The organism is Parafrankia sp. EAN1pec, from assembly GCF_000018005.1.
Classification (GTDB): domain Bacteria; phylum Actinomycetota; class Actinomycetes; order Frankiales; family Frankiaceae; genus Parafrankia; species Parafrankia soli.
The window spans coordinates 8,498,731-8,524,767 of the sequence record NC_009921.1 but is presented as its reverse complement, the minus strand read 5'-3'; the positions used below and the strand labels follow the sequence as shown (position 1 = coordinate 8,524,767).

24 protein-coding genes are annotated in these 26,037 nt (G+C 71.6%); 13 read left to right on the top strand and 11 right to left on the bottom strand.

The genetic code is table 11. From position 1 onward, the window contains the following. Positions 1-205: 205 nt before the first annotated feature. Positions 206-1,414, bottom strand: a complete 1,209-nt coding sequence (locus FRANEAN1_RS34940) for a TerD family protein (protein ID WP_020464393.1) — start codon at positions 1,412-1,414, stop codon at positions 206-208. A gap of 165 nt (positions 1,415-1,579) precedes the next feature. Here FRANEAN1_RS34940 and FRANEAN1_RS34935 point away from each other — a divergent pair, with 165 nt between their 5' ends. Both FRANEAN1_RS34935 and FRANEAN1_RS34930 read left to right on the top strand, forming a co-directional pair. Continuing rightward, positions 1,580-1,954: a CATRA system-associated protein gene (locus tag FRANEAN1_RS34935; RefSeq protein WP_157472911.1), complete on the top strand. Its 375-nt coding sequence runs from the start codon at positions 1,580-1,582 to the stop codon at positions 1,952-1,954. A gap of 2 nt (positions 1,955-1,956) precedes the next feature. After that, positions 1,957-3,450: a CATRA conflict system CASPASE/TPR repeat-associated protein gene (locus FRANEAN1_RS34930; RefSeq protein ID WP_041255134.1), complete on the top strand. Its 1,494-nt coding sequence runs from the start codon at positions 1,957-1,959 to the stop codon at positions 3,448-3,450. A 13-nt stretch (positions 3,451-3,463) separates the two neighbouring features. Here the strand turns inward: FRANEAN1_RS34930 and FRANEAN1_RS34925 are convergent, their stop codons facing one another. Then, positions 3,464-5,857 (bottom strand): SpoIIE family protein phosphatase, encoded by a 2,394-nt coding sequence (locus FRANEAN1_RS34925; protein WP_020464391.1) that lies wholly within the window; start codon positions 5,855-5,857, stop codon positions 3,464-3,466. A 193-nt stretch (positions 5,858-6,050) separates the two neighbouring features. Between FRANEAN1_RS34925 and FRANEAN1_RS34920 the strand changes: the two genes are divergently transcribed. Genes FRANEAN1_RS34920 through FRANEAN1_RS34910 form a run of 3 tightly spaced genes read left to right on the top strand, consistent with a single transcriptional unit; the run spans position 6,051 to position 11,132 of the window. Beyond that, complete coding sequence (locus FRANEAN1_RS34920; RefSeq protein ID WP_083788426.1) at positions 6,051-9,413, top strand: HAMP domain-containing protein; 3,363 nt, start codon at positions 6,051-6,053, stop codon at positions 9,411-9,413. 42 nt (positions 9,414-9,455) lie between these two features. Next, entirely contained in the window at positions 9,456-10,157 is a 702-nt protein-coding gene (locus FRANEAN1_RS34915) for an EthD domain-containing protein (RefSeq protein ID WP_020464389.1), read from the top strand. 54 nt (positions 10,158-10,211) lie between these two features. Beyond that, positions 10,212-11,132: an LLM class flavin-dependent oxidoreductase gene (locus FRANEAN1_RS34910; RefSeq protein WP_020464388.1), complete on the top strand. Its 921-nt coding sequence runs from the start codon at positions 10,212-10,214 to the stop codon at positions 11,130-11,132. A 34-nt stretch (positions 11,133-11,166) separates the two neighbouring features. Here FRANEAN1_RS34910 and FRANEAN1_RS34905 read toward each other — a convergent pair whose 3' ends face one another. From FRANEAN1_RS34905 to FRANEAN1_RS34885, 6 genes are all read right to left on the bottom strand, one after another. Next, complete coding sequence (locus tag FRANEAN1_RS34905; protein ID WP_020464387.1) at positions 11,167-12,249, bottom strand: GTP-binding protein; 1,083 nt, start codon at positions 12,247-12,249, stop codon at positions 11,167-11,169. A gap of 116 nt (positions 12,250-12,365) precedes the next feature. Then, on the bottom strand, positions 12,366-13,556 hold the full coding sequence (locus FRANEAN1_RS34900; RefSeq protein WP_020464386.1) for a glycoside hydrolase family 64 protein: 1,191 nt from the start codon (positions 13,554-13,556) through the stop codon (positions 12,366-12,368). 41 nt (positions 13,557-13,597) lie between these two features. Then, positions 13,598-15,217 (bottom strand): cellulose binding domain-containing protein, encoded by a 1,620-nt coding sequence (locus FRANEAN1_RS34895; RefSeq protein ID WP_020464385.1) that lies wholly within the window; start codon positions 15,215-15,217, stop codon positions 13,598-13,600. 93 nt (positions 15,218-15,310) lie between these two features. Beyond that, positions 15,311-15,862 (bottom strand): ATP-binding protein, encoded by a 552-nt coding sequence (locus FRANEAN1_RS44440; RefSeq protein WP_347176890.1) that lies wholly within the window; start codon positions 15,860-15,862, stop codon positions 15,311-15,313. Continuing rightward, entirely contained in the window at positions 15,852-16,829 is a 978-nt protein-coding gene (locus FRANEAN1_RS44435; RefSeq protein ID WP_347176889.1) for a HAMP domain-containing protein, read from the bottom strand. The genes FRANEAN1_RS44440 and FRANEAN1_RS44435 overlap by 11 nt, the downstream gene beginning before the upstream one ends. 72 nt (positions 16,830-16,901) lie before the next feature. Further along, positions 16,902-17,591 (bottom strand): response regulator transcription factor, encoded by a 690-nt coding sequence (locus tag FRANEAN1_RS34885; RefSeq protein ID WP_020464384.1) that lies wholly within the window; start codon positions 17,589-17,591, stop codon positions 16,902-16,904. Positions 17,592-17,735: 144 nt separating this feature from the next. Between FRANEAN1_RS34885 and FRANEAN1_RS34880 the strand changes: the two genes are divergently transcribed. Continuing rightward, positions 17,736-18,305, top strand: a complete 570-nt coding sequence (locus tag FRANEAN1_RS34880) for a hypothetical protein (protein ID WP_041255132.1) — start codon at positions 17,736-17,738, stop codon at positions 18,303-18,305. Between the two features lie 52 nt (positions 18,306-18,357). Here FRANEAN1_RS34880 and FRANEAN1_RS34875 read toward each other — a convergent pair whose 3' ends face one another. Next, entirely contained in the window at positions 18,358-19,143 is a 786-nt protein-coding gene (locus FRANEAN1_RS34875; RefSeq protein WP_020464382.1) for an SDR family oxidoreductase, read from the bottom strand. A 153-nt stretch (positions 19,144-19,296) separates the two neighbouring features. Between FRANEAN1_RS34875 and FRANEAN1_RS34870 the strand changes: the two genes are divergently transcribed. The 3 genes from FRANEAN1_RS34870 to FRANEAN1_RS34860 all read left to right on the top strand — a co-directional run bounded on the left by FRANEAN1_RS34870 (position 19,297) and on the right by FRANEAN1_RS34860 (position 21,249). After that, on the top strand, positions 19,297-20,109 hold the full coding sequence (locus FRANEAN1_RS34870) for a MerR family transcriptional regulator (protein ID WP_020464381.1): 813 nt from the start codon (positions 19,297-19,299) through the stop codon (positions 20,107-20,109). A 15-nt stretch (positions 20,110-20,124) separates the two neighbouring features. After that, positions 20,125-20,652: an inositol monophosphatase family protein gene (locus tag FRANEAN1_RS40095; protein ID WP_020464380.1), complete on the top strand. Its 528-nt coding sequence runs from the start codon at positions 20,125-20,127 to the stop codon at positions 20,650-20,652. 177 nt (positions 20,653-20,829) lie between these two features. Further along, positions 20,830-21,249: a hypothetical protein gene (locus tag FRANEAN1_RS34860; RefSeq protein ID WP_041255129.1), complete on the top strand. Its 420-nt coding sequence runs from the start codon at positions 20,830-20,832 to the stop codon at positions 21,247-21,249. Between the two features lie 374 nt (positions 21,250-21,623). Here the strand turns inward: FRANEAN1_RS34860 and FRANEAN1_RS34855 are convergent, their stop codons facing one another. Together FRANEAN1_RS34855 and FRANEAN1_RS34850 are read right to left on the bottom strand one after the other, a co-directional pair. Next, the gene (locus FRANEAN1_RS34855) at positions 21,624-21,842 is read right to left on the bottom strand and encodes a hypothetical protein (RefSeq protein WP_020464378.1); all 219 of its coding nucleotides are present in this window, start codon (positions 21,840-21,842) and stop codon (positions 21,624-21,626) included. Between the two features lie 161 nt (positions 21,843-22,003). Then, positions 22,004-22,465: a VOC family protein gene (locus tag FRANEAN1_RS34850; RefSeq protein ID WP_020464377.1), complete on the bottom strand. Its 462-nt coding sequence runs from the start codon at positions 22,463-22,465 to the stop codon at positions 22,004-22,006. Positions 22,466-22,633: 168 nt separating this feature from the next. Here FRANEAN1_RS34850 and FRANEAN1_RS34845 point away from each other — a divergent pair, with 168 nt between their 5' ends. The 4 genes from FRANEAN1_RS34845 to FRANEAN1_RS34830 all read left to right on the top strand — a co-directional run bounded on the left by FRANEAN1_RS34845 (position 22,634) and on the right by FRANEAN1_RS34830 (position 26,035). Further along, complete coding sequence (locus FRANEAN1_RS34845; protein ID WP_020464376.1) at positions 22,634-23,152, top strand: hypothetical protein; 519 nt, start codon at positions 22,634-22,636, stop codon at positions 23,150-23,152. A 235-nt stretch (positions 23,153-23,387) separates the two neighbouring features. Then, positions 23,388-23,660, top strand: a complete 273-nt coding sequence (locus FRANEAN1_RS34840) for a LapA family protein (protein ID WP_347176888.1) — start codon at positions 23,388-23,390, stop codon at positions 23,658-23,660. 207 nt (positions 23,661-23,867) lie between these two features. Continuing rightward, entirely contained in the window at positions 23,868-24,941 is a 1,074-nt protein-coding gene (locus FRANEAN1_RS34835; protein ID WP_020464374.1) for a ferredoxin reductase, read from the top strand. 11 nt (positions 24,942-24,952) lie between these two features. Further along, positions 24,953-26,035 carry an acyl-CoA desaturase gene (locus FRANEAN1_RS34830; RefSeq protein ID WP_020464373.1) on the top strand — a complete coding sequence of 361 codons (1,083 nt, stop codon included), beginning with the start codon at positions 24,953-24,955 and terminating at the stop codon, positions 26,033-26,035. The last annotated feature ends 2 nt before the right edge of the window (positions 26,036-26,037 follow it).

Genomic DNA, 26,037 nt, shown 5'->3' with positions numbered 1-26,037 from the left:
GGGCTACTACCCGGATCCGGGCCGGTGGCCACCTCGGGGAATCCGGGTGCGCCGCCGGACCGGCGGCAGCGACACGCGAAACCGGCGCTGGGCGTGACAAAAAAGATCATGACGTCCCCCGATGTCCTAGCAACTATAAGCACAGCTGGTGCCGAGCCTGTGGCGCAGGGCTGACCGGTGCCGGGGGAAACCTGTCAGCCGTCTCTCAACGTGTCTTGAACTCCACTCGCCCTGCGTCCATGACGAAGGTTCCGTCACCACGGAGGACCGGTCGTCGCTCGCTGCGGGGACGCGAGTATGTCTCCACGTGTTCGATGACGGCCTCCTCCTCTGCGGTGAGGTCGATGCGCGCTATCGCAACCCAGTAGGAGAAGCTGTTCCGGTGGTACAGAGGTGTTTGTATCACCGAACCGGCATGGTCGTCGACCTCCACGACCGCCCGGAATCCACGGAACGACCCGATGCCGTTCTCGACCGCCGAGTACGCGCAGATGAGGATGTGTCGGAAGGCGCTCGGCTGGGCGATCACGATCGCCTCCCGGCCCCGATGACGGTCTCCGGTCGTCAGGCAGATGTGCGGCGGCCGCTTGAGGGAGCCCTGGTCACGGTAGTAACAGACACCCTCGCGACCGTCGCTGTCGATGTAGAGCGCGTAGAGGTCGAGGTCCTTGTCCTTGCGTCGCCAGGTCAGCTCCGCTGTGATCTCGTGCTGGGGCCTTTTGATGGTCGCGGACGCGCCGGGCAGCAGCTTCACGTCCCCGAGTGGAGTTACCGCACGAGCGGAGGAGGCGCGCCGTTCGGCCTTCTCCGACCCGCTCTCTTCCTTGCTCTCGGCCGCGTCCGGTGCCACATCGGTGGCAGGAACCTGCTGACGCCGCAGTATGTCGTTGATCGGGACCGCGAAGCGGAAGCTCAGACCGGTCAGCCCGTCCGTGAATCCGAACCCGACCGCCCGGTAGTACCAGCCGTCCGCACGCCGGTACAGCTCGCCGGGTATGTGGACGAGGTCCGCCGGGCCCGGGGCGAGATCGATCCGGAGTATCTCCGTGTTGTCTTCCGCGTCGATCAGGCGCAGCCGTGTTTCGGGCACGTCGACCACTCGGCCGCCCGTGGCCGACAGGGCCATCAGGATCTGGTCGTACCGCGGGGGGACGGCGTTCAGGTCGACCTGGGCTCGGTCGGTGGACACCGCCGCGTCCGTCCTGCTCAGATGCCGTACCGCCGCGCTGGAGTCGGTGGGATCCGTAGGATCGGCGAACTGAATCGCGCGCGCGGACCCCGCCGCCCCGGCATTGTTCGCGGGGAGCACGAGGATGAGGTCGAGCTGGGGTGTGGTAGGGGTTTTCACCCAGTTCAGAACCACGTGGATCCGCCGCGGGCGGAGCGCGATCTGGGGGAGCATCGTCAGCGACACGAGCAGTACTCTCCTGAGTCGCTGTGATGGTAACCCCGGACCGGTCCGGGGTGTGCCCGGTCCGCCGAACTGGTTACGCGGGTACCGCCATGGTGACAGCCGGCCGGGCCGGGGCGAGTATCTGGGTAGGCTTGCCGTGTGGAAGGCGGTGCTGAGATGCCGACGGTGAACGCTGACGCGGGGTTGGTGCCGCTACGCAGGGCTCTCGCGGCCCGACTCGTGCCGCGAGCCTGGGAACGGTTCGGTGTTCTCGTCGATAATCTGGAAACCGCATGGTCCGCGGCGGACAGTGGCGAATTCGACAATGCCGTGCTGCGGCTGGATCTCGCGGTGCGCAAGCGCGCCAGCCGGCTCGGCGAGGAGCCGGTTGTTCCCATGACGCCACCGGTCCGGGAACGGGTGAACAGAATGATTCATGTTCTCACCGAGGTGTCGGGCCGCGACACGTCGGCAGTGGGAGGCCGCGACGCCGTCGGCCCCGGGAACCGTCGGCGCCCCGGGTCGTCGGAGACCCCGGCCCCGGCCGACACCGGCCACTGAGGGTGGCGGGCCGCTCGGGGTCGGTCCCACCGGCCGGCCGGACCGCGGGTGCCGGGCCTGAACCAGCGGCGCACGAGCTCTGGGGGGCCGAACTCGTCGTCCACCTGTTTGCTCCGGTGGATGGGCCCGAAGCGGCGGACGCGTACGGGTTTCTCCGGGACATCTGGTCGGCGTGCCGCCGCACTCTGAAGATGGGATCGGCTCTCGACCGGTTGGGAGTGCCCGCCGACCTGCCGGGTTCGGTCGGCGACCTGCCTTCCCGAGGTCTGCTCGCCGCCCAGCTCAACCTGGGCGACGGGACGCACCAGGCGCTGTTCCGGCGGGACCATGACCTGCTCTGTCTGTCCGTGATGCTCGCCCCGGCGGTGGACGACGGTGCCCTCGACTGGTCCGCGCCGGAGGACCAGTGGAGCGGCGTGGCGGATGAGCTGCCCGCCTCGCTGGTCGGCGCCGTACGTCTTTACCAGGGGCATCTCGGCCGCTCGGAGGCGGGTCCGCGGGCGGTGGTGGCCGCGGCTCCCGAGCTCGCCCGCACCTGCGCCAACGCCTGGTCCGGGTGGCACCAGGCGCCCGGATGGGAGGAACGCGGTGCCACCACCGGCCTGGGGTTCGCGGTGTGGGAGCCGGCCGCTCCGGCGGACGACCAGATCGAGCGGAGGCTGCTTATCCTGGTTCCGGGCTCACGGGACGGAGAACTGGTCGCCTGGACGTGGAACCGCCGGGACGCCGCCGCGCCCGCTTTCCAACGCTATCTGGCCGGGGCGGCGAAGGTCCGCTACCAGTGGCGCGTTCGGGACGGCGGGGACGCGGTCCACGGCCTGCGCGACCGGCTCGACGAACGGGGAGCGCGGCTGCGGGAGTTCCTGCGCGACCCGGTCCCGTTCCCGGACCGCGTCGCCGCCTGTGTGCACCAGCTCCACGCCGACCAGGTGGACCTGACGACCGTCACCACGAGGATGACGGAGATGCGGCGCAGCGTGGAGATCTCCGGGGTCAACATGGCGGCGATCCTGGCGGCCGATGGGACCGTGCCTCGCGACGGCGACCCGTTCGCCACTGACCGGCGGCTGGTGGAGCACGTGGTCGGCCAGCTCGACGACGACCTGGTCTTCCTCGGCGCGGCGGACACGCGCGTCGAGGCGGTCCTGGCCCTCGCGGCCCGGTCGACCCAGCACGTCCGGTCTGCCGAGCACGTCCGGTCGGCACCGGACATCCGGCTCGATCCGGAGGAGATGACCCAACTGCGCGCGGAGCTCGCGGCGGCCTTCGGCGCCGGGGTACGGGCGTCTCAACTGCTCGAGGAGATCGGCCTGCCCCGCGCGCGCCAGTTCGTCCAGGGCGGTGCGACTCCGCTGGAATGGTGGACCGAGATGCTCCGGGAGCTCGGCAACGGCGCGGTCGACCGGCCGTACCGTAAAACGCTCGAGGCCGCGCTGCGGGAGTACGGCTACAACGACGTTTTCGTCCGGCTGGCCCGTCGGCACGGGCTGCGCTGACCTCGGCACCTGTTCAGGACTGTCGGATGACGATGAGGCAGGTGTCGTCGTCGGTGTCCGGGGTGGTGTGCGCGAGCAGGTGATCGGCCCGGTGCGAGACGTCGAAGCCCGGGGCGGCCGCGATCCGCAGCAGCGCGTGGAGGGATTCGTCCAGCCCGGTTCCGCGGCGTTCGATGAGGCCGTCGGTGAAGAGAAGCAGGACGTCGTCCGGCTCAAGAACGTGGACGGTTTCCTGGTAGTCGACATCGGGTTCGACGCCGAGCAGGAGCCCGTCGGGCATCGGAAGGGCGTGGGCGGAGCCGTCCCGGACGAGCACGGGCGGCAGATGCCCGGCGCGGGCCCAGCGCAGCGCACGCTCGGCGGGACGGTAAAGGCCACAGATGACGGTGGCGGTGATGTTGTCGGCGAGGTGGTAGGTGACGTTGTTGAGCCAGCGCAGCAGCTGCCCGGGGCCGGCGCCGGTGACCGCGAGGCCGCGCAGGCTGTTGCGCAGGGTCACCATACCGGCCACGGTCCTGATGCTGTGCCCGGCGACGTCACCGACGACGAGCAGGACCTCGCCGGTCGGCAGGGTGACCGCGTCATACCAGTCGCCACCGACAAGGTGCTCCTGCTCGGCGGGGCGGTAGCGGACGGCGACCGCGAGGCCGCCGAGGTCGACGGGCTCCTCGGAGCTGGGCAGGATCGCCCGCTGCAGGGCGAGCGCGAGCTGATGCTGGCCGTCGGCCCGCGCCTCCGAATCGGCGAGCTGGTCCCGGGTGGCGTCAAGAACGACCTGCGTGCGGTAGTGGCTGGTCAGGTCCTGGTAGATGCCGCGGACGGCGACCGTCACGCCGGCGGCGTCGGTCACCGGCTCGGCGAAGGCGCGGAGCTGGCGCAGCGTCCCGTCGCTGCCGATGACCCGGAACGATCCCGAGGCAGCCCGGCCGAGCCGCAACAGCGCGTCACGCAGGTGGTCCACGGCCGCCCGGTCGTCCGGGTGGATGTGCGGATCGAGGTCGTCGAGCGGGACGGGTGACATCGTGCGGTCACGCTGGAAGAGCTCGTAGACGTGGTCGGTCCAGCGCACGGCCCCGGTGCGGACGTCCTCCTGCCAGCCGCCGAACCGGCCGAGGCGTTGCAGGTGGCCGGCCAGGGAACCGCCCGCGTCACCGCCGCCGACCGGCCGCCAACTGATCACGACTCCGTCGAAGAAGGGGGCGATGCGGACGTCGAGCTCCTCGGCGACGAGCACGTCGTCGACCAGGACGAGCAGGGCGATGCCGTCGGCCTGGTACCGCTCTCCGGTACGCACGACCGCCACGGCCCGCTCGAGCAGGCCGGCGTCGGCGGCCATGAGCGGGTAGAGGTCGAGCAGGCGCCGGCCGCGCAGCTGGGCCGGGTGCCTGCCGGCCGGGTCGACGAAGCCCTCGTTCACGTGGTCGACGTGGAAGTCGAGGATCTCGCCGTCCTCGGCACGCACCGCGTGGGCCAGCAGCACCGACCCGGCGACGGCGTCGAGGAGGGCGGGCAGCCAGGCCGTTCGCCCGCCGAGGGTCTGTGGCTGCGCCGAGCGGGTGTCGGCGGAGAATCCGCCCGGGTGCAGGCCGCGCAGGCACAGGTCCGCGAGCGCGACGAGCTCGCGTCGGAGCCCGGCGGTGAACTCCGCGAGCGGGGCGGGCCAGCAGATCTCCACGGCGCCCACGACGGCGCCTGCCTGCAGGAACGGCAGCGCCGCCCGCGCCCCGAGCCAGGGACCCACCCGCGGCACCGAGCCGACGCCCGCCCGGCCGCCCGCCGGGATGTCGGTCGGGATGTCGGTCGGGACGTCGGTCGGATCGTTCGCCTCGGGCGGTGAGCCCTCGGGCCACCACTGCGGCGTGGCGCCGCGGGCCGCGCGCATCGCCACGCAGTCCAGCTGCGGCGGGATGCGTTGCCACCGGCTCGCCTCGAGCGGCCCCAGGCCGGTCTCGCCCACCAGGGTGAGCGCGCCATCGGATTCCAGCATCCAGAAGGCCACGGCGACGGCACCCTGATGGGCCAGGACCTCGGTGAACACGGCCTCGGCGACCGGGCAGCCATCGGTGGCGTGGCTGACCGCGGCCTCGGCCAGCCACAGGCGGCGCCGGGCGCCGTCGTCGAGCGGGGGTCGATGGAGTGTTCCGGCGGTCCCGCCGAGCACCTCGGCGGCGAACTCGTCCTGGGTGACCCCCGAGGCGGATGCGAGACGGCGCAGCTGGTCACCGGCCTCGGTGACCGAGCAGCACAGCCGTTCGGCCAGGACCCCGACAGCCATGTCGATCAGAGCGTCGGCTGCGGACCGCGCCCGGAGCTCCGCCAGCTCCCGCTGCTGACGGGCGATCACATGGAGTAGCCCCGTCGCGGCGTGGTCGCGGGGGTCGGCGCTACTCTGCGACGCCCGGGACACGCCTCTCCTCGTCCGCTCCGGGTAGTGGGGTTCCGGGGAGTGGCGGTCCGACCAGGCAGCGGTATGTGACCAAGAAGTGAGCCCTAATCCGTCTACTCTACTGCGGGACATCCGCGAGGATCGGGACATCTCTCATGCCGCTTCTCGCGCCGCTTGGCACAGCGGCCGCACGACCGGGCTGGAGGACGAGACGGTGACTGAGGTAACGGCGCGTAACCAGACCCCGGCCCAGCTGGACGACCCGGCGCTGCGTCAGTTGCTCGCCGGTCTCACCGCCGTGCGGGGTGGGGATTTCGGAACCCGGCTGCCGCGCGTCGGCGACGAGCTGATGGACGAGATCGCCACCGTCTTCAACGGGATGATCGACCAGCTCGCGCTGTTCACCTCCGAGGTGACGCGGGTGGCCCGGGAGGTCGGCACCGAGGGCAAGCTCGGCGGCCAGGCCGAGGTGCCGGGCGTCTCCGGCTCCTGGAAGGACCTGACCGACAACGTCAACGCGATGGCGGGGAACCTGACCGGCCAGGTCCGTGACATCGCGCAGGTCGCGACGGCGGTCGCGGAGGGCGACCTCTCCCAGAAGATCCGCGTCGACGCCCGGGGCGAGATTTTGGAGCTGAAGGAGACCATCAACACGATGGTCGATCAGCTTTCGGGTTTCGCGGACGAGGTGACGCGGGTGGCTCGGGAGGTCGGCACCGACGGTCGTCTCGGTGGTCAGGCGGACGTCAAAGGTGTGTCGGGTACCTGGCGCGACCTCACCGAATCCGTCAACGTCATGGCCGGCAACCTGACCAGCCAGGTGCGTTCCATCGCGCAGGTCGCGACGGCGGTCGCGCGGGGCGACCTCTCCCAGAAGATCCGCGTCGACGCCCGGGGCGAGATTTTGGAGCTGAAGGAGACCATCAACACGATGGTCGATCAGCTTTCGGGTTTCGCGGACGAGGTGACGCGGGTGGCTCGGGAGGTCGGCACCGACGGCCGCCTCGGTGGCCAGGCGAGCGTCAAGGGCGTCTCCGGCACCTGGAAGGACCTGACCGACAACGTCAACTTCATGGCGAACAACCTCACCAGCCAGGTCCGCAACATCGCCCAGGTCACCACGGCCGTCGCCCGCGGTGACCTGACCAGGAAGATCGACGTCGACGCCCGCGGCGAGATCCTCGAACTGAAAACGACCATCAACACGATGGTGGACCAGCTGTCCTCGTTCGCGGCCGAGGTGACCCGGGTGGCGCGCGAGGTCGGCACGGACGGCATCCTCGGCGGCCAGGCGGAGGTCGAGGGACTCTCCGGCACCTGGAAGCGCCTGACCGAGAACGTCAACGAGCTCGCCGGGAACCTCACCCGCCAGGTCCGGGCCATCGCCGCCGTCACCAGCGCGGTCGCCACCGGCGACCTGACCAGGTCGATCACGGTCGACGCGCAGGGCGAGGTCGCCGAGCTCAAGGACAACATCAACGCGATGGTCCGCTCCCTGCGCGAGACCACCCGCGCCAACCACGAACAGGACTGGCTGAAGACCAGCCTCGCCCACATCGCCGGGCTCATGCAGGGCCACCGCGAGCTGGAGACCGTCGCGCAGCTGGTCATCGACGAGCTGACCCCGATGCTCGACGCGCAGCACGGCACCTTCTTCCTCGCCGACGCCGGTGTGGACGCCCCGGCGCTCACCCTCATCGCGAGCTACGGGTACCGGCCCACCCCCGACATGCCGCGCAGGTTCGAGTTCGGCCAGTCGCTCGTCGGGCAGGCGGCGCGGACGAAACGGTCCATCGTGGCCCGCACCCCCGCCGACTACCTGAAGATCGCCTCCAGCCTCGGCGAGGCGACCCCGGTGACGCTGATCGTGCTGCCGATCCTGTTCGAGGACCAGGTGCTCGGCGTCGTCGAGCTCGCCTCCTTCACCCCGTTCACCCAGGTCCACCTCGACCTGCTGAACCAGCTGACGGAGACGATCGGCGTCAACGTCAACACGATCATCGCGAACTCGCGGACGGACGCGCTGCTCGAGGAGTCCCAGCGGCTCGCGGGCGAGCTGCAGGCCCGGTCCGAGGAGCTGCAGTCCCGCCAGGAAGACCTCCAGCTCTCCAACGCGGAGCTGGAGGAGAAGGCCACCCTGCTGGCCAGGCAGAACCACGACATCGAGGTCAAGAACGCCGAGATCGAACAGGCCCGCCAGGAGCTGGAGGAACGCGCCCGGCAGCTGGCGCTCGCCTCCAAGTACAAGTCCGAGTTCCTGGCGAACATGTCGCACGAGCTGCGCACACCACTGAACAGCCTGCTGATTCTCGCCCGCCTGCTGGCGCAGAACCCGACCCGCAACCTCACCGCCAAGCAGGTGGAGTACGCCCACGTCATCCACACCGCCGGCTCGGATCTACTTCAGCTGATCAACGACATTCTCGACCTCTCCAAGGTCGAGGCCGGGAAGATGGACATCCACCTGGAACGGGTCGTTCTGCGTGATCTCGCCGAGGACCTGAAGAGCACCTTCTCGCCGATCACCGTGGAGAAGGGCCTGCGGTTCACCGTGGACCTCGCCCCCGGCATACCGGCCGATCTCCTCACCGATCAGCACCGCCTCGCGCAGGTGCTGCGCAACCTGCTCTCCAACGCGGTGAAGTTCACCGAGCGCGGCAGCGTCGAACTCGCCATCGTCGCCACCCTGGGCGGGGACCTGTCACCGGCCACCCCCAGCGTCACCTTCAAGGTCACCGATACCGGCGTCGGTATCGCCGAGGAGAACCTCGAACGCATCTTCGGGGCGTTCCAGCAGGGCGACGGCACCACCAGCCGCCGCTACGGCGGCACCGGCCTCGGCCTGTCCATCTGCCGTGAGGTCGCCGCCCTCCTCGGCGGCGAGATCGAGGCCCGCAGCGAGTTCGGCAGGGGCAGCACCTTCAGCCTGCGGCTGCCGCTGGCTCCCCCGCCGCCGACTGAGCCCGAGATGGTTCCTCGGCCCCGCCGCACGCAGGCCCTGAGCGAGACCGAGCCTTCGTCAGGCGACCCGCGCCCCGTCGGCGCGCCGTCCGCCCTCGCCGCCCCTGCGCCGCCCGCCGTCGTGCCCGGCCCGCCGAGCGCCCTGCCCGTGGACGACCGGCGTCCGCCGCGGCAGGCGGCCTACAACAACGACCAGCTGACCGGGTGCACGGTGCTGGTGGTGGACGACGACGTGCGCAACGTCTTCGCCATCACCAGCATCCTCGAGCTCTACGGGCTGAACGTGATCCACGCCGAGAACGGTCGCCGGGGCATCGAGATGCTGCAGTCCGATCCGAGCATCGACCTGGTCCTGATGGACGTCATGATGCCCGAGATGGACGGCTACACGACCATGACCGCGATCCGCACCATGCCGCGGATCGCGGATCTGCCGATCATCGCCGTCACCGCGAAGGCCATGCCCGACGACCGGCAGAAGTGCCTCGACGCCGGCGCGACCGACTACATCACCAAGCCCGTCGACGTCGACGAGCTCCTCGCCTGCATCCGAACGAGGCTGGTCACCGGTTCGGGCGTCGGCGGGCGGCGGGCAGGAGGGCTGGGCGCTGGGTGAAGTGGTCGATCCCGCGGCTCGGTTGCCGACTATAGGAGAGTAATGATCAAGCGGATATTACTGGTCACCCGGGGGTGCGCACCGGACGATTTCGTGCCCGCCTGGCGCGCCGCCATGGGTGCCGCCGCGGCCGCGCCGCCGGACGTCCGGCCCTCCCGGGTAACCGCGGGAATCGTGCTGGACGAGGTCACGCCCGAACCGCGTCATGACGCCGTCGGCCAGGAGTGGTTCGACGACGAGGAGCACCTGAAGCGGTTCGAGTCATGGCTGGCGTCACCGGAGGGCGCAGTGGTCGACGAACTGCTCGGCCGCGCGGTTGAACGGGATGCCAGCGGCATTGTGGTGGCCAGCGAGCACGTGATGCGCGGTGAGGAATGGCTTTCGCGGCGGCGGCGGGACGGCGGTGAGAGCCTGAAGCACATGGCTCTCGCGACGCGCGCGGCGGGCCTCACCCAGGCGGAGTTCTTCGACCGTTGGCGGAATCGCGCGGGCCTGGTCGGGGCGGTGCCGATTCCCCCGGTGGCCCGCGGGCAGGCATATATGCAGAACCATCCGTTGCCGCGGGACGTGGGCGACTGGCCGTACGACGCCGTGAACGAGGTCTATTTCGACAATCTCGACGACCTGCGCGCGCGGATCGCGTGGTTCGCGGAGAACCTTGCCGGGAACGAGGACGACCTGGTCCGGGAGTCCTGGTTCGTCGCGGTCCGCGAGGAGGTCCTGTGGCCCGATCCCGCCGCGTAGCCCGGCCCTTGGCTCGCCCGCTCCCACCGCTGCTCGGCAACGGCCGGTGAGCCGGTGACGACCACCGGCCCGACGGTGGGCCTGATGCTTCCCACGGTGGCGAACCCGGACACGGGCGCGGTCGACACCGCGCGGGTGGTCGAGGCGGCCCGGCGGGCGGAGGTGGCCGGTTTCGACGGCGTCTACATCGGCGATCACCTGCTGCACCCGCATCCGATGCTGGAGTCGGTCGTCACCCTTTCCGTCGTGGCGGCGCGGACCGAGCGGGTTTCGTTCGGGCCGTGCGTGATGCTCATGGGCCTGCGGAATCCCGTGGCCCTGGCGAAACAGCTCGGAACACTGGCGGCGTTCGCTCCGGGCCGCCTGCGCGTCGGAGTCGGCGTAGGGGGCGAATACCCCGGCGAGTTCGAGGTGGCGGGTGTCGCGCTGCCGGAGCGCGGACGTCGCATGGAGTCGGTTCTCGGCCAGGTGCAGTCGCTGCTGAGATCGGGCGCGCAGCGTCCGGACGTGACAATCGCGCCGGGCGCGCCGGACGTCCCATTCCTCCTCGCGGGCTGGAAAGAGGTGTCGCTGCGCCGGGCGGCGACGTACGGAGACGGCTGGATCGGTTATCTCCTCGCCCCCGACAGCTTCGCGCGGCGCCGGGCCTTTCTGCTCGAGCATCGGGAGAAGCTGGGGCGGGTCGAGGTCCCTTTCACGACTGGAATGCTCGTCCCGGTACACGTGGATCCGTCGGGTGGTGCCGCGGTGAGCGCCGCGGCCGCGTGGGCGAAGATCACCGACTCCGAGGCCGGGTTCCCGGCGCGGCTGTTCGCCGCCGGCCGGCCGGGCGAGGTTGTCGAGCAGCTGCACCGCTACTGGGCGGCCGGCTGCACCGAGCTCGTCCTGGCGCCGGCCGATCAGGGCGAGGGCTACCTCGAGCAGGTGATCATGCTGGCTGGGGAGGTACTTCCACAGGTGAAGGCCTTCTCATAGGACGCCCCGGGACATCCCAGGGAGCGGCGGCCGCTCAGGTGCTCAGGCGCCGGTAGCGGGCGAGGCGGCGGACCCCGTCCGCGGCGGGGCGACCGGGGCACGGCTGGAGGGCCGCCTCGAGACGGGCGCGGACGGCGGCCTGGTCGAGACGCATGCCGATCGCGACCAGACCGCTGGCATCGTCCGCCGCGGGCCTGGCAGTGCCGGGCCTGGCAGTGCCGGGCCTGGCAGCGCCGGGTCTGACAGCGCCGGGTCTGGTCGCGACGTTGATCTCCCGTCCGACGACGTTGACCACATAGCCGCGCGGTCCCCGCGCCGTCTCCACGGTCACGGTGCCCTTGAGCCGGTAGACGTTCGCGGGGGGATCCTCGAGCAGGTCGACCAGCGGGCCGGGATCGATCGGACCGGCGGCGGGAACGGTCACCGCGTCGACCCGCGGGTGCGGGTCGTGACCGTCTTCGTGGTCGTGCCGGGCCAGGGCCGCGAGCGGGAGCTCGTCGACCGGGTCGTACGGGTTCGCGGCGTCGAACACGAGCACCGGGTCGACGCGGCCGTGCGTCGTGTCGACGATGTGGGCGTGCGGGTTGCTCTCGCGCACCCGGCCGGTGATCCGCGCCAACGTCTCGGCACGCCGCGCCGGCGGGATCCGGTCGGTCTTGTTGATGACGACGAGCGAGGCGGACGCGAACCGGGCCGGCGGCAGCCCGCCCGTGTCGACGGTGTCGAAGTAGGCGGGGGCGTCGATCACGTCGACGAGACCGCCGGGGCGCACGCGGTCCACACCGCTGAACCGGATGAGCCTGGCCAGCGCCGGCGGGTCGGCGACGCCGCTGGCCTCCACGATCACCGCGTCCAGCCGCAGCCGGGGATGGCTCAGCTTCTCCAGCGCCTGGTCCAGGCCGTCCGTGTCCGGCAGGCAGCACAGGCAGCCGCCCGCGATCGAGGCCGGCTGGTCCACCTGACCGGAGACCAGCGCGGCGTCCACGTTGATCGCCCCGAAGTCGTTGACCACGACCCCAAGGCGTGCCCCAGGGGCCTGGAGCAGGTGGTTGAGCACCGTCGTCTTGCCGGCACCCAGGTATCCGGTCAGCGCGATCACGGGCACCCGCACGACCATTCCCACCCGCCTCCTCCCGCGCCGCGGCCAGCCATCCGTGTCGACTGGTCCCACGGATTTCCGGACTCAGGCTACGAGGACCGTCCACCCGGGCTGCCAGCGACGGCCGTCGGCGGTCAGAAGGGCGTGAGCCACAGGGTGGCGGACGTCGGCGCGGTGTCCTGGATGTAGGAGGCGAAGCCGGCGACGTCGTCGAAGGCGAATCCGTACGCTCGGCCGTCCGCGCTGTGCTCGTGCAGGACCCGGGCGTAGTGGTTGGTCGTCGGGTCGCGGTAGAAGCCCGCGGGGTCGGTCGTCGGCTGGGTCGGCTGGGTGAGCAGCGTCGAACGGTTGAAGCCGGCTCCCAGCACGGCGGCCACCGGCCCGGTGACGCCGTCGTTCGGCGCCGCGAGCGCGCCGTCGCAGAACAGGACGTCGCGGGTGCTCGGCCGGACGAACGGCGCGACCCCGCCGTCGAAGCGCAGCAGGCCGCCGTTCACCGTGCCGACCCGGGTGCTCGTCCCGACGTTCACCGTGAGCTGGCGCGACGTGTACTGGTTCCACACCGCGTCGATGTAGCCGTCGAAATAGGTGGCGGGAAAGATGCCGGCCTCCAGGCCGTGGCCCGGAGCGATCACCCGAGTGCCCTGCCGGTCAGCGTCGTCGACGACCAGCGGGGCGAACACCGGGTGTGCCCGCATCGCGTCGAAGACGGCGGCCCGGCCGCCCGACGCCAGCCGTCCAGTCGTCTGGTCGGCGCTGCCGCGCAGCCCGATGGCCATCGGCACGCTGAACATGTCGACCGCCGTGGTGTTGCAGAACATGCCGGCGTCGTTGTGGGTGAACTCGACGAAGTCGTGCACCACGCCGAAGCTGGGGTCGGCGCGCACCCAGCCGGCCGGGTGCTGGAGCGCCGCGTTGCCCGCGCCATCGACCACGACCTTGAAGCGCAGCTTCGAACCGGTCGACACGTAGATCCGCCCGGACATCCCGTTCGGGACGACGAACGGCGTGTCACCGTCCGACACCAGGGGGATGGACAGGTCGGCGAAGCCGTCCGGGCCGTTGTCGGCGAGTGAGACCTGGGCGAGGGCGCCGTCGCGGCGGGCGTACACCTGCCGGCCGGTGATCAGGTCGGTGCCGACGACGTAGAGCCAGATCTGGTTGTTGGCGTACCGGTAGGTGTGGTTGACCACGGTCAGCGGCAGGCCCGCGCCAGCAGCGAGCGCGGCGTGCTCCCGGCTGCCGGCGGCGGCCCACACGGCGCCTCCGGCGGTACCCGCGACGGCGGCGGACGCCGCCAGCAGGAACGTGCGGCGGTTCGGCATGGCGGTCCCCTTCACTGAGCGGCTTCTCACCGGGCGGCTTCTCACTGGGCGGCGTTGAAGGCGCGGGTGAAATCGAACGGCTGCGCCTCGATGCCGCCGCAGGTCGGCTGCGCGTACGGCACCGGCCCACCGGGGCAGGGCTGGTCGCGGGTCAGCGACCACATCGACAGCCAGGCGAGGTCGACCTCGGACGCGAACCGCACCAGCCGCCGCGCGTCGGCCAGGGTGAACACCTCGCTGGCGACGTCGTTCACACCGATCATCGGGGTGACGGCCACCCGCCCCCACGCCTGCGCGTCGGACAGCTCGAACACGCCCTTGACCTGGGCCTGGGTCGCGGTGGCGGCGTCGATGGCGTACTGGCCCATCCGGCCCGCCGGGTTCGGCGCGGCGCCGTCGCCGTAGTCCATCGCCATGATGTTGACGGCGTTCACCGTCACGCCGTTCTCCCGGGCGTTGGCCAGCAGGTCCACGCCGGCCTGGGTCAGGCCGGACGGCAGCACCGGCAGCGTGAACGAGACCTCCAGTGGCCGGCCTCCGGCCGCGGCCTCCCGCTGAAGCCGGGCGATCGCCTGGGCACGCCGGGTGTTCGCGGCGACGTCCGGCAACGTGCCGCCCTCGACGTCGAAGTCGAGCCGGGTCACCCCGTAGACGTCGACCACCTTGCGGTACGCGGCCGCCAGGTCGCCCGCGCTGCCGCAGGCACTGGCGAGCTCGGTTCCGGACGCCCCGCCGAACGACACCCGGACGTCGCCGCCCAGCTCACGGAACCGGCCGATCTGGCCGGGCACGCCGTCCATGGTGAGGTCGCTGACCCCGCCCCACTTCGGCGTACAGCCGCCTCCACCGGCCACGACGAAGGCCAGCGTGACGTCACGCAGGCCGGCGGTCCGCGCCGCCGCGACCAGGTCGAACGGCGGGTACAGCGAGGTGTCGACGTACGGCGCGAACCCGCCCGATCCGCTGGAGCCGTTCGACGGCGGTGCCGGTGGTGCCGGCGGTGCCGGCGGCGCGGTGGTCGAAGCGGGCGGCGTGGTCGGCGTGCTCGGGGTGCTCGTCGGAGCGCCGCTCGGCTGGCCGGTGCCCGGGCCCGCGGTGGGCCGCGGCGCCGTGTCGGGTGGCGTGGCCGGGTCGGTCGGCGACGCGTTCGGCGGCGGGGACGACGGTGCGGCCGGCCCGGTGGCCGAGGGTTCAGGCTCCGGGCCCGGGTCGCCGTTGCCGGAGCCGGGCGTGCAGTCCTCGCCGTTGATCCGACATCCGAGGGGGTCGGTGGCGCCGCCCGGAGCGGCGATGACGAAGCCGACGTCGACCGATTCCCGTGGCGCGAGTGTGGTCTGCCAGGCCGGCGGGGTGACGGTCACGTGACGGCCGTCCACCTGGTAGGCGGCGTTCCACAGCGAGGTGAGGGTCGCACCGTCCGGCAGGTCGAACTCGAGGGTGAAGCCGTCCGGCGAGTCCGCGGAGTTGGTGACCTGATACTGGGCGGAGTAGCCGGTGCCCCAGTCGTTGGTGCGGCTGTACGCGGCGTCGAGGCCGGCGGCGTCCGCGGTGCCGGGCACCACCACGGCCAGGCCGACCGCACCGCCAACGGTGAGCAGGGCCGCGGTACCCGAAATGATCTGACGACGACGGCGTCGGTGCCGACCTCGCAAAGGCGACATGGCGTACATACCTCCCGCAATGGCGAATTGCGGCAGGACGCTAGTTGCGGGCGCGCCGCCGACCGGCCCTGCTGAGGCAGCGCAGAAACGCTCTTAAGACCCGCTTAGGGATGCACCCCGCCCCCGGGCCCGGGAACCGCGGCGATGGCGCAGGCGGCGTCCACGGCCGTCCGGCGGGCGGGTGGACGACGTGCGCAGGCGCATCCGCACCTCGGCGCCACCGAGCTGGGACCGGCCGATCGTCAGCTCACCGCCGGTCGACTCGGCCACCCGCCGGGCGATGTCCAGCCCCAGCCCGGTCGAGCCCGCGCCCCCGGCCCCGCCGCCCCGGCGCAGCGCCGCCGCGGGGTCGACGACCCCCGGGCCGGCGTCGAGCACGCGCACCCAGACGGCGTGGTCGGTCAGCCGCAGCTCGACCGCGAACGCCACACCCTCGGCGGTGTGCCGGAACACGTTGCCGAGCAACGCGTCCAGCGCGGTCGCCAGCTCGGCGCGCGCCACCGGCACCGGCGCCGGCCGATCGACGCCGGACACCGCCCACCCGCGCCCCTGGTCCTCGGCCAGCGCGGACCAGAAGTCGGCGCGGTCGCGCACGACGTCGGCCGCGTCGCAGCGCTGCGCCGCCACCTGCTCGTCACCGAGCAACGCGTCCAGCGCGGATGACGTAGTCGACCTCGTGCTCGAGCTGCGCCACCGCGTGCCGGGTCGCCTCCGCCGCCGCCGCGGCGGCAGCGGCGTCGCCGCCACCGCCGCCGCCGGCACCACCGCCAGCGCCGCCGCCGAGGGCGGCCGTGTTGAGCCGCAGCACGGTCAGCGGGGTGCGCAGCCGGTGGGACAGGTCGGCGGCCCGTTCCCGCTCGGCCGCGAGCAGCTGGCGCACCCGGTCCGCCATCGCGTTGAAGGCGACGGCCGCCTCGTGCAGCTCGGCGGGAGCCGCCCGGTCGGACGTCGGTGCGCGGGCGGTCAGGTCACCCGAGCCCAGTTCCCGGGCGGCGCCGGCGAGCCCGCGCGCCGACCGCACGATGCGGGTGCCCAGCCGGTCCGCGACCAGCACCGAGGCCAGCACCAGCGCCGCGGCGACACCCCCGAGGACCAGGCACGCCCTCGCCACGCCCCGGCCGAGCTCGGCCTCGGGCACGAACACCTCGATCACCGCGATCCGCGCGTCGGCGACCGCGACCGGCCGCAGCAGGACGGATCCGCCCGGCACCGCCACCACCGAGGAACTACCGGCACTCGCCACCGCGGCCAGCTCCGCCGCCCCGGCCCGCGACCGCCCGACGGCAACCAGCGCCGGCGGACGTCCTGGAGCCGGCGCCGTCGCCTGTGCCGCTGACGGCGCTTCGCCGGTCGGCGGCGCCTGGGCAGGTGCCGGCACGTGCACCGCGACCAGTCCTTCCGCCCCGCCGCGCGTGCTGGCGAGGGCCCGGCCCAGCGCCGCCTGGTCAGTGGTGATCGCCAGCGCCGGCCCGAGCTCGGCGGCCTGGCGCTCGGCGTCGGTGAACGCCCGGTCGTGCGCCGTCCGCTGGACCGTCAGCACCAGCGGGACGAGGAACGCCAGCGCCACCATCGTGGTCACCGCGATCGACACCTTGGCGAGCGCCCACCTCATCGCGCTCTCACCCGTGCCCTCATCGCGCCCTCGCCTGGGCATTGCCGAGCCCGCATCGTGCCGTCGGCCGACTCACGGCCGAGGCGCCTCGAGCTTGACCCCGACGCCACGCACCGTGTGGAGGTACTTCGGCCGGGCGGCGGTCTCCCCGAGCTTGCGGCGCAGCCACGACAGATGGACGTCGATCGTCTGGTCGCCGCCGTACGCCTGCTGCCACACGGCGGCCAGCAGCTCCCGGCGCGGCACCACGTCGCCGGGGCGGGCGGCCAGGTAGGCCAGCAGGTCGAACTCGCGCCGGGTGAGGTCGAGATCCCGCCCGTCCAGCACCGCCGTGCGCTGCCGGGGGTCGACCACCAGCTCACCCACCCGGAACGCCGGTACCCGGCCGGTGGCGGCGGCCGGACTCGTACGGCGCAGCACGGCGGTGACGCGCGCGTCGAGATGCTCCGGCGAGAACGGTTTCACCAGGTAGTCGTCGGCACCGCTGTGCAGCAGCCGGACCATCGCCGGCTCGTCCCCGCGCGCCGTCGCGACCACCACCGGGACGTCGCTGACGCCGCGCAGCATCCGCAGTGCGGCCGCGCCGTCCAGATCGGGCAGGCCCAGGTCGAGCACGACGAGGTCGCAGCCGACCTGCGTCACCTCGCGCAGCGCGTCGAGCGCCGCGCCGACACTGCGCACCGCGTGCCCGGCGCTGGACAGGTGCCGCACCAGCGCGGCACGCACGTACGGGTCGTCCTCGACAACCAGGATCGTCGCCACGCCCGGCTACCCGGTCGCCTGCGGAGTCATCGGCGTGGCTCCTCTCGGGCGGCGGCGGTACGACGTGTCGGTACCTGACGACGTGTCGGTACCTGACGATGCGTCGATACCCGAACAGGGCGAATGTGGCAATATCGCACCGCTATGGCTTGGACTCTGCTCCGCCTGGCCGCCTGGGTGGTCGCGACCGCGCTGGCCGTCACCCTGTCCTGGTTCGCCGTCAACGGGGTACTCGCGGGCGACACCTTCGCCACGCCGTCGTCAGCCGTCGCCATCGACCCGCCGGACGTCCCGCCGCTCCCGTCGGTCAACCCGCCCCCGGGGCTGTCGCCGTCCGCGACGTCCACCCTGTCGTCGACCGCGCTGCCCAGCGCATCCGCCCCGCCGACGTCGCGACCGCGGGCAACGGCCCTCCCGGCCACGGCCGCAGCGTCGCCGTCAACCGGCCCCGTGGCCGCGCCGCCGCCCGCGGCCCCCGCACCCGCCGGCGCCGCCACAGCCACCGCACAGAGCTACCAGCTTGACGGCGGACGAGTGGTGATCGAGACCACCGACGTCTCGGCCCGCCTGGTGTCCGCGACGCCGGACGTCGGCTGGAAGGTGCAGGCGTGGCAGGCCGAGGGATGGCTGCGGGTCGACTTCAGCCGCGACGGCAGGACGTCCTCGTGCTTCGTCACCTGGAACGGACATCCACCCAGCGTCCAGATCACCTGAACCCCGGCCTGGCCCGCGGCGCCGGGTGCCGCGGGCCAGGCCGGGCGGATGATCAGCCGATGGTCGGCACCGTGCCGCCGTCGACGGTGTGCTCGGCGCCGGTGATGGCGGCCGCACGGTCGGACACGAGGAAGGCAACGAGTTCGGCGACCTCGGTGGGCTGCGCGGGGCGGCCGAGTGGGATGCCGCCGAGGGAATCCATGACCTGCTCCAGCGCCTGCCCGCGGGAGATGGCCTGGCTCGCTGCGATGCGATCGATCAGACCGTCGGCGCCGGCGGTCTGGATGAAGCCGGGGGACACGACGTTCACCCGAACGCCACGCGGACCGACCTCGTTGGCCAGGCCCTTGCTGTAGGTGGTGAGCGCGGCCTTGGCCGCCGCGTAGCCGAGGGTCGCCTCGTACAGCGGCATTCGCCGTTGGATGGACGACACGTGCACCACCGCCCCGCCGCCGGCGTCGATCATCGCCGGCAGCAGGGCACGGTCCAGCCGGACGGCGGCGAGCAGGTTGAGACGCAGCTCGTGGTCCCAGTGCTGATCGGTGAGGGCGGCGAAACCCCCGGGTGGGGCCTGCGATCCGCCGAGGGTGTGCACGACGATGTCCAGCGTGCCGAACCGGTTCCGCACCTGGTCGACGACGGCGGCGACGCCCTCGGTGGTGGTGAGGTCGGCGGGGATGAACAGGTCCGGCCCGGCCTGGCCGGACGGGCGGGTGCGGGCGGTGGCCAGCACGATCGCGCCGGCCTCGCGGAGCCGGTCGGCGATGGCGGCGCCGGTGCCCTTGCTGGCTCCGGTGACCAGCGCGGGGCGGCCGTCGAGCCGGTCACTGATGGTCATGGCGGCCCACCCTGATCCGATCTGCTCCGATCTGATTCGTCATGCGGCCACCGTCGAGCCTCCCGCCGGGAGAGGGTCAAACCACGAGCGGCGGCCGTCCGGCCGTCCGGCCGCCGCTTGGCCCGCTCTCCGGCGAAGGTGCACAGTGCGGGGATGCGGCCAGGACTGACCATCGGCGAGTTCGCGCAGCTGACACACCTGAGCGTGCGGACGCTGCGCCGCTACCACGACAGCGGCCTGCTGGAGCCCTCGTCGGTCGACCCGCACAGCGGCTACCGGTACTACACCGCCGAGCAGATCCCGTCCGCCCAGGTGATCCACCGGCTGCGGGAGCTGGGCATGCCGCTGGCCGACGTCGCCCGGATCCTCGCCAACGAGGACCCGGGCGCGCGGGCCGAGCTGGTCGCCGGACATCTCCAGCGGCTGGAGGCCGAGCTCGACCGCACCCGGGCCGCCGTCGCCTCGCTGCGCCAGCTGCTGCGGCCGGACGTCGCGGAGCTGGAGGTACGGCTGCGTTCCGTCCCGGCCCGGACCGTAGCCGCGATCAGCGGCACCGTCGACCACGACGATGTCCTGGCGTGGTACGCCGAGGCGATGACCGAGCTCGACGCGGCCCTGGCCGGGCGCGAACGACTCGGCCCGCCCGGCGGCTGCTTCGACAACGAGCTGTTCACCGCCGGCCGTGGCATGGTTCTGGTCCACCGGCCGTCCGCCGACCCACCGACGCGGGGCCGCGTCACCCCGCGAACCCTGCCGGCCGTCGAGCTGGCCACCGCCGTCCACCACGGCGCCCACGACGACATCGACGTCACCTACGGCCGGCTCGGCGCCTGGGTGGTCGACCACGCCCTCGCCGTCGACGGCCCCGTCCACGAGACCTACCTGACCGGCCCGCGCGACGATCCCGCGCCGCGGTCCTGGCGCACCGAGATCGGCTGGCCCATCTTTCGCCTCGCGCCGTCCTGACCACGGCGGGACGGCGTGCCCGCAGCCCGGGCCGGTCAGATCCCGGTCTGCCCAGGCCCCGTCGGCGGCGGTCCGGCCCCCGCCCTCCGTCGCCGCTGGTGGGCGTCACGATCAGTTGGTGCGTGGACAGGCACCTGCCTTGCGGGGCACCTGGGTTCCCGTGAAGCCCTGGCGGTTTCCGGAACCGAGGAATTCGGCAGGGCGACGGTGGCCATGTGGCCCGTTGCCGCCTGGGTTCCTTCGCGGCTTCTGGCCAAGGCGACCGCACTCATCGGGCAGTGCGCTGATGGCGGACCCTTGTCGAACTGGGCCGGAGCATGCCAAGGCGCAATGCTGGTAGCTGCTGGGAAGATCGATGTTTTTCTCCACCTGACAGCCGGTCCGTGGGACATCGCCGCCGCGGTGCTGATCGTGGAAGGAGCGGGTGGTAGATACAGCGATCTGCGGGGAGGGCGCAGTATCTCGCTGGGTTCGGCTGTGTTCACCAACGGCCGCGTACACGATGAGGTGCTCGATCTGCTCGACCTGAGTCAGGAAAGCTGATGTCGGGTTTGGCGGTGGGCGTGGGCAGCTGTGTTGTCTGAGCCGCTTCACGCGCCGCTGAGCCAACTCGCGTAGGGGCGGGTCCCGGCCGGCTGGTGCGCTGACCACGCGGCATGGGGCACGCCCGTAACCGTCGGCGACAGACTGAAGAGATGATCGACAGCGTACTGTGGGGGCGTGGACCCGTTGCGTGCCTTCCGCACCGTTGACGACGCCGCCACCGTCGCGGCTGGCATGGTCGCGGCCGACTCTCGTCTCCAGGATATCTGGCGGTACGCCGTCGTCCAGCTGCTCGACGACTACACCAGCGTGCTACGTCACCAGGGCCTTGAAGCGGCGCAGGCAATGTGGACCGACCGTCCACGGTCGTCCGGCGACAGGCGAGTGGACGCCGCTCTCGCCGCGCTCGGGGAACACCTCGCCCGTCGCGACGGCTGGCCTGCGCCCCAGTGGGTGCGCGATCCGGCGCTGGAGGCGGTGCCCTGGTGGTTCGTCACCGCGCTGAAGGGCCTGCATCCCCGGGCGTTGGTCGAGTCCCCGCTGTCGTTTCGCAAGCGTGGCGTGTTCATCACCAGCGGTGCGCTCCAGCGGGCGTGACTGACCGGCCCGGGACTCAACCGTGAGTCGATCATCGACCTGCTCCAGGAGCTCAACGACGAACTGGGGCGGCGCGGCGCCAAGGCCGACCTGTTCCTGGTCGGTGGAGCCGCGCTCGCCCTCGCCTACGACGCGACCCGCTCCACCCGCGACCAGGTACTTCGAGGCCGACCATCTCATGGTCGACGTCGCCTCCGCCGAATACCTGCTCGCAATGAAACTGTTTGCGTCTCGCGTCGAAGCCGACGCCGAGGACATCGCGTTCCTCTACCGCACGCTCGGCTGTACCACCGTCGATGAAGGCCTCGACCTCGTCCAGCCAGGGGAACCGTGGCCCAGGTCGGGCCGCACGAAGCGCGATGCGGGGGCGGGGCTTACAAGGTCGCGATCTGGCCCAGGCCGACGAACGGCAGCGCGACATACCCGTCCGCGGGAATTCCCTGGTCGTGGACGTATTGTTCGAGTGCGTCGAGGTCGACGAACGGTGCCATCACCCCCGCGCCGGGTACCACCAGCGCCCACACCTCCGACGGGATGATCGAACCCCGGATGTTCACCAGCCGCGCCAGCCCGGCCTCGATAGCCGCCGTCATCACACTCGGGCTCACCGTCGCCCCCCGTTCCCGTTGTCGCGCTCGGGCCCCCGCTGTCGTGTTCCGGCCCTCGTCGTCTCTACGGTCATGGTGTGTCGGGTCCCCCTGGACTAGTTAGCCCGTAGGGTTCCCCCCGAACGCGGGGCTGCGCGGGATCGCTTTCAGTCCAGGCAGAACTCGTTGCCTTCGGGGTCCGTCATCACGATGTGGCCGGCGCCCATTGGGGGAACGGGTTCGTGGCGGCTTACCCGCGTGGCTCCGAGCGCGACGAGCCGGTCGCACTCGGCCTCCAGCGCCGCCATCCGCTCGTCGCCCTGTAGCCCGGGAGCCGCCCGGACGTCGAGGTGGACGCGGTTCTTGGCGACCTTGTCCTCCGGCACCTGCTGGAAGAACAGCCGTGGGCCGGGTCCGTCCGGGTCCTCGATGGCCGATCTCGTGTTGCGCTGCTCCGGCGGGACGCCGGCCCGCGCGAGGAAGTCGTCCCAGGCGGCCAGCGGGTCGGCGCCCTCGGGCAGGTCGACGCCGGGCGGGCCAGGGTGGACGTAGCCCAGGGCGTCGCGCCAGAAGGACGACAGCGCCCGCGGGTCGTGGGCGTCGAAGGTGACCTGGATGTGGCGGCTCATCGGGCTGCTCCTCTGCTGGCGGGTGGGTGACGACACGGCCTTCCACCGCCGACATCGTCCCGCACGCGGCTGTGATCGCCCCCGCACACACCCCGGCGCTCGGCGGGCTGCCCGGCCCGTCGGTCGGCCCGGTGGCTTGGGTCGTTGCCCAGCGGGCAGCCCGATGGCATGGGAGACGTGACCAACGAACCGGACCCGCGTCTACTCGGTACCTACCTGAATGACCATTTGGCCGGTGCCGGCGCGGGGGTCGATCTCGCGTCCCGGATCGCGCGGGTGCACCAGGGCACTCCCTCCGGCCCCGCGCTCGCGCATGCGGCCGCTGAGATAGCGCGGGATCGGACGACGCTGCTGCAGATCATGAAGGATCTGGGAGTGCCGCGGCGGCGCACCAAGGCGTTGCTCGGTCGGCTCGCGGAGAAGGCGGGCCGGCTCAAGCTGAACAACCGGCTGCTGCGTCGGTCGCCGATGAGCTCCGTGGTCGAGCTCGAGACGCTGTGGCTCGGCGTGAACGGCAAGTCGCGGCTGTGGCGCTCGTTGCGGGCTGTCGCGGCGGGTGACGACCGGCTCAGCCCGCAACTCCTCGATCACCTGCTCGACCGGGCCCGGCAGCAGGCTGACGATCTCGAGGACCTCCGGATGCAGGCGGTCGAAGAGGCGTTCGGCGTACTGTCCCACCGCATGTGATCGTTCTACCGTGTATGGCCGTCCCACCACTCGTCCCCGGCTGGTCTCCCGCTTCCCCGGCGGATTGGCGGACTGTCTGCGGAATTTTGCGGCAGGAGGCCGGTAATATTTTGGCCTATATTTCCCGAATCTGGGTAGAAGATCGCCATAAATGCTATTCTGGCCACAGGCCCGGGACCGCCCGACCCGAGCTCTCCCCCTCGGTGACTCGCCGTTGCCCGTAGATCAGCACGTCGTGAGGTCGACCCGCACAAGTCGAACCTGGACGGCGCTGATTCTGTTCGTCGTAGTCCTGATTCTCCTGCTGGTGTTCATCCTGCAGAACGGCCAGAGCGTCAAGGTGTCGTACCTGGGCGCTGAGGGAAGTATGCCCCTCGCGGTCGCGATGCTGTTCGCCGCGGCCGGCGGGGCGCTGCTGGTCGCGATCCCCGGTGTGGGTCGCATGGTCCAACTGCGCCGGGTGGCACGCCGTCACCGAAAGGCCGAGAACATCCCGCCGCCACCGTGACCGACGACGAGCGAGAGTTCGGCACGCGGGCCGCCTGGTCGCGGAAAGTGACGCGCGGGTGTAGCGTTCGGGCGAGCGAGCGAGCGGGCGCGCCGGCACCGGCGTGAGGTATAGGTCTGAAATCACGCCGAGCAAGCTCTCTCCTTGTTCCGTGCTCCCGGCGAGGTCAGCGTCACACCCGAAAATCGGCAATCGGGAGAAAGCAGTGTGACCGTCGGAAGAATCCTGTTGGATGCCGCGGCGTCGTTGACCACGCCACTGCTGCCCGATGATTACCTCGGACTGATTGATCCGCTCTGGTCGCGGCGCGGGTTGCGGGGGCGGGTCGAGACTGTCCGGCGGGAGGCCGCCGGCGTCGCCACGCTGGTGATCCGTCCCGGCGCGGGCTGGAACGAGCATCGCGCGGGTCAGTACGTCCGGATCGGCGTGAATGTCGACGGAGTGTGGCACTGGCGCCCCTACTCGGTGTCCTCGGCCCCGGGGGATCCCGGCGGTGTCATCTCGATCACGGTCAAGGCCCTCCCGGACGGGAAGCTGTCCGGTCGTCTCGTGGAACGGGTCCGGCCTGGCGCGATTGTGCGCCTGGAGAAACCACGGGGGTGTTTCGTGCTGCCGCAGGTGCTTCCGTCGCGGCTGCTGTTCGTGACCGCTGGCAGCGGCATCACGCCGGTGATGTCGATGCTGCGCGGCTTTGCGCAGGATGGCGAGATGCCGGACGCGGTCGTCGTGCATTCGGCGCCGACGCGGGACGATGTCATCTTCGGCACCGAGCTACGAGAGCTCGCGGCCCGGTTCCCCACCCTTCGGCTTCACGAGCACCACACCAGGGTGCCCGGCGGGCCCGCCCGGCGTCTCACCATGGCGGCGCTGCCCGCGATCTGCCCGGACTGGGCGGAACGGCCGGCCTGGGTCTGCGGACCCCCAGGGATGCTCGCGGACGCCGAGGCCTGGTGGCGTCGGGCGGGGATCGCGGACCGCCTGAGGGTGGAGCGGTTCCGTCCCGCCGGGGCGCCCGGTGGCGGGACCGGAGGGCGGGTCCGGTTCGCCAGGAGTGGCCGGCAGGCTCAGGCTGGCGGCAACAAATCGCTGCTGGCGGTGGGTGAGGACGCCGGCGTCCTCATGCCGAGCGGCTGTCGCATGGGTATCTGCCACAGCTGTCTGGCCCAGCTCACCTCGGGCCGGGTGCGGGACCTGCGCACCGGGCGGGAGCACGGTGCGCAGGGCGAACTCGTCCAGACCTGCGTGTCGGGCGCGGCCGGCGACGTCGAGATCGACCTTTGAAGGGGTGGGCAATGGCCAGGCGGACGGCACTCACCGCGGCCGAGGCCGACGAGTTCGGCCGCGCGCTCGACCAGCTCCGGGAGGAGGTTCTCGCCGGCCGAGGGGAAGGCGATGCCCGGTACATCCGCAGGGTGATCGCCGTTCAGCGGGGCCTGGAGATGGGTGGGCGGGTGGTGCTGTTCGCGTCTCTGCTGCCACCGGCATGGCTGGCGGGCACGACGATGCTCGCGACCGCCAAGATCCTGGAGAACATGGAGATCGGGCACAACGTCCTGCACGGCCAGTGGGACTGGATGTGCGATCCCGAGATCCACTCGACCACCTGGGAATGGGACTCGGCGTCACCCGCCGCGCAGTGGAAACACTCGCACAACTACGTGCACCACACCTACACGAACATCCTCGGCAAGGACCGGGACATCGGATACAGCCTGCTGCGCGTCAAGTCGGAGCAGCGCTGGCACCCCGCGTACCTCGCCCAGCCGCTCTATAATCTCGCACTCGCGGCGGTCTTCGAATGGGGGATCGCCCTGTACGACACCGAGATCGAGCGGGCCTGGCGGGGGGAGAAAAGCTGGGGCCAGACGTGGGCGCAGCTCCAGGTGTCGCTGCGCAAGGCCGGGCGGCAGGCGGTCAAGGATTACGTGGCATTCCCGCTGCTGGCCGGCCCGGCGTTCCTGCCCGTCCTGTTCGCCAACCTCACCGCGAACGTCACCCGCAATGTCTGGGCACACACGATCATCTTCTGCGGTCACTTCCCGGAGGGAACGGAGGCCTTCACCGAGGAACAGGTCGAGGGGGAGACCCGCGGCGGGTGGTATGTGCGGCAGGTGCTGGGCTCAGCCAACATCGACGGCCCGGCACTCCTGCACCTGATGAGTGGGAACCTGAGTTTCCAGATCGAGCACCACCTGTTCCCCGATCTACCCAGCAACCGGTACGCACAGCTAGCCCCGCAGGTACGCGCCCTCTGCGAACGCTTCGGCCTCCCCTACACCACCGGAGGACTGCTGCGACAGACGGCCAACGTGTGGAAGCGCGTCATCCGGCTCTCGCTCCCCGGACCCGCCCCGGCGGTGGCCGACTCTCCATGATC

Excerpts from the sequence above, each read along its gene's own strand:
- FRANEAN1_RS34915 (WP_020464389.1), top strand. The coding sequence starts at position 9,456 with ATGATCAAGCGGATATTACTGGTCACCCGGGGGTGCGCACCGGACGAT.
- FRANEAN1_RS34905 (WP_020464387.1), bottom strand. The coding sequence starts at position 12,249 with ATGGTCGTGCGGGTGCCCGTGATCGCGCTGACCGGATACCTGGGTGCC.
- FRANEAN1_RS34900 (WP_020464386.1), bottom strand. The coding sequence starts at position 13,556 with ATGCCGAACCGCCGCACGTTCCTGCTGGCGGCGTCCGCCGCCGTCGCG.
- FRANEAN1_RS34895 (WP_020464385.1), bottom strand. The coding sequence starts at position 15,217 with ATGTCGCCTTTGCGAGGTCGGCACCGACGCCGTCGTCGTCAGATCATT.
- FRANEAN1_RS44435 (WP_347176889.1), bottom strand. The coding sequence starts at position 16,829 with ATGAGGTGGGCGCTCGCCAAGGTGTCGATCGCGGTGACCACGATGGTG.
- FRANEAN1_RS34880 (WP_041255132.1), top strand. The coding sequence starts at position 17,736 with ATGGCTTGGACTCTGCTCCGCCTGGCCGCCTGGGTGGTCGCGACCGCG.
- FRANEAN1_RS34875 (WP_020464382.1), bottom strand. The coding sequence starts at position 19,143 with ATGACCATCAGTGACCGGCTCGACGGCCGCCCCGCGCTGGTCACCGGA.
- FRANEAN1_RS34870 (WP_020464381.1), top strand. The coding sequence starts at position 19,297 with ATGCGGCCAGGACTGACCATCGGCGAGTTCGCGCAGCTGACACACCTG.
- FRANEAN1_RS34855 (WP_020464378.1), bottom strand. The coding sequence starts at position 21,842 with ATGACGGCGGCTATCGAGGCCGGGCTGGCGCGGCTGGTGAACATCCGG.
- FRANEAN1_RS34850 (WP_020464377.1), bottom strand. The coding sequence starts at position 22,465 with ATGAGCCGCCACATCCAGGTCACCTTCGACGCCCACGACCCGCGGGCG.
- FRANEAN1_RS34845 (WP_020464376.1), top strand. The coding sequence starts at position 22,634 with ATGGGAGACGTGACCAACGAACCGGACCCGCGTCTACTCGGTACCTAC.
- FRANEAN1_RS34830 (WP_020464373.1), top strand. The coding sequence starts at position 24,953 with ATGGCCAGGCGGACGGCACTCACCGCGGCCGAGGCCGACGAGTTCGGC.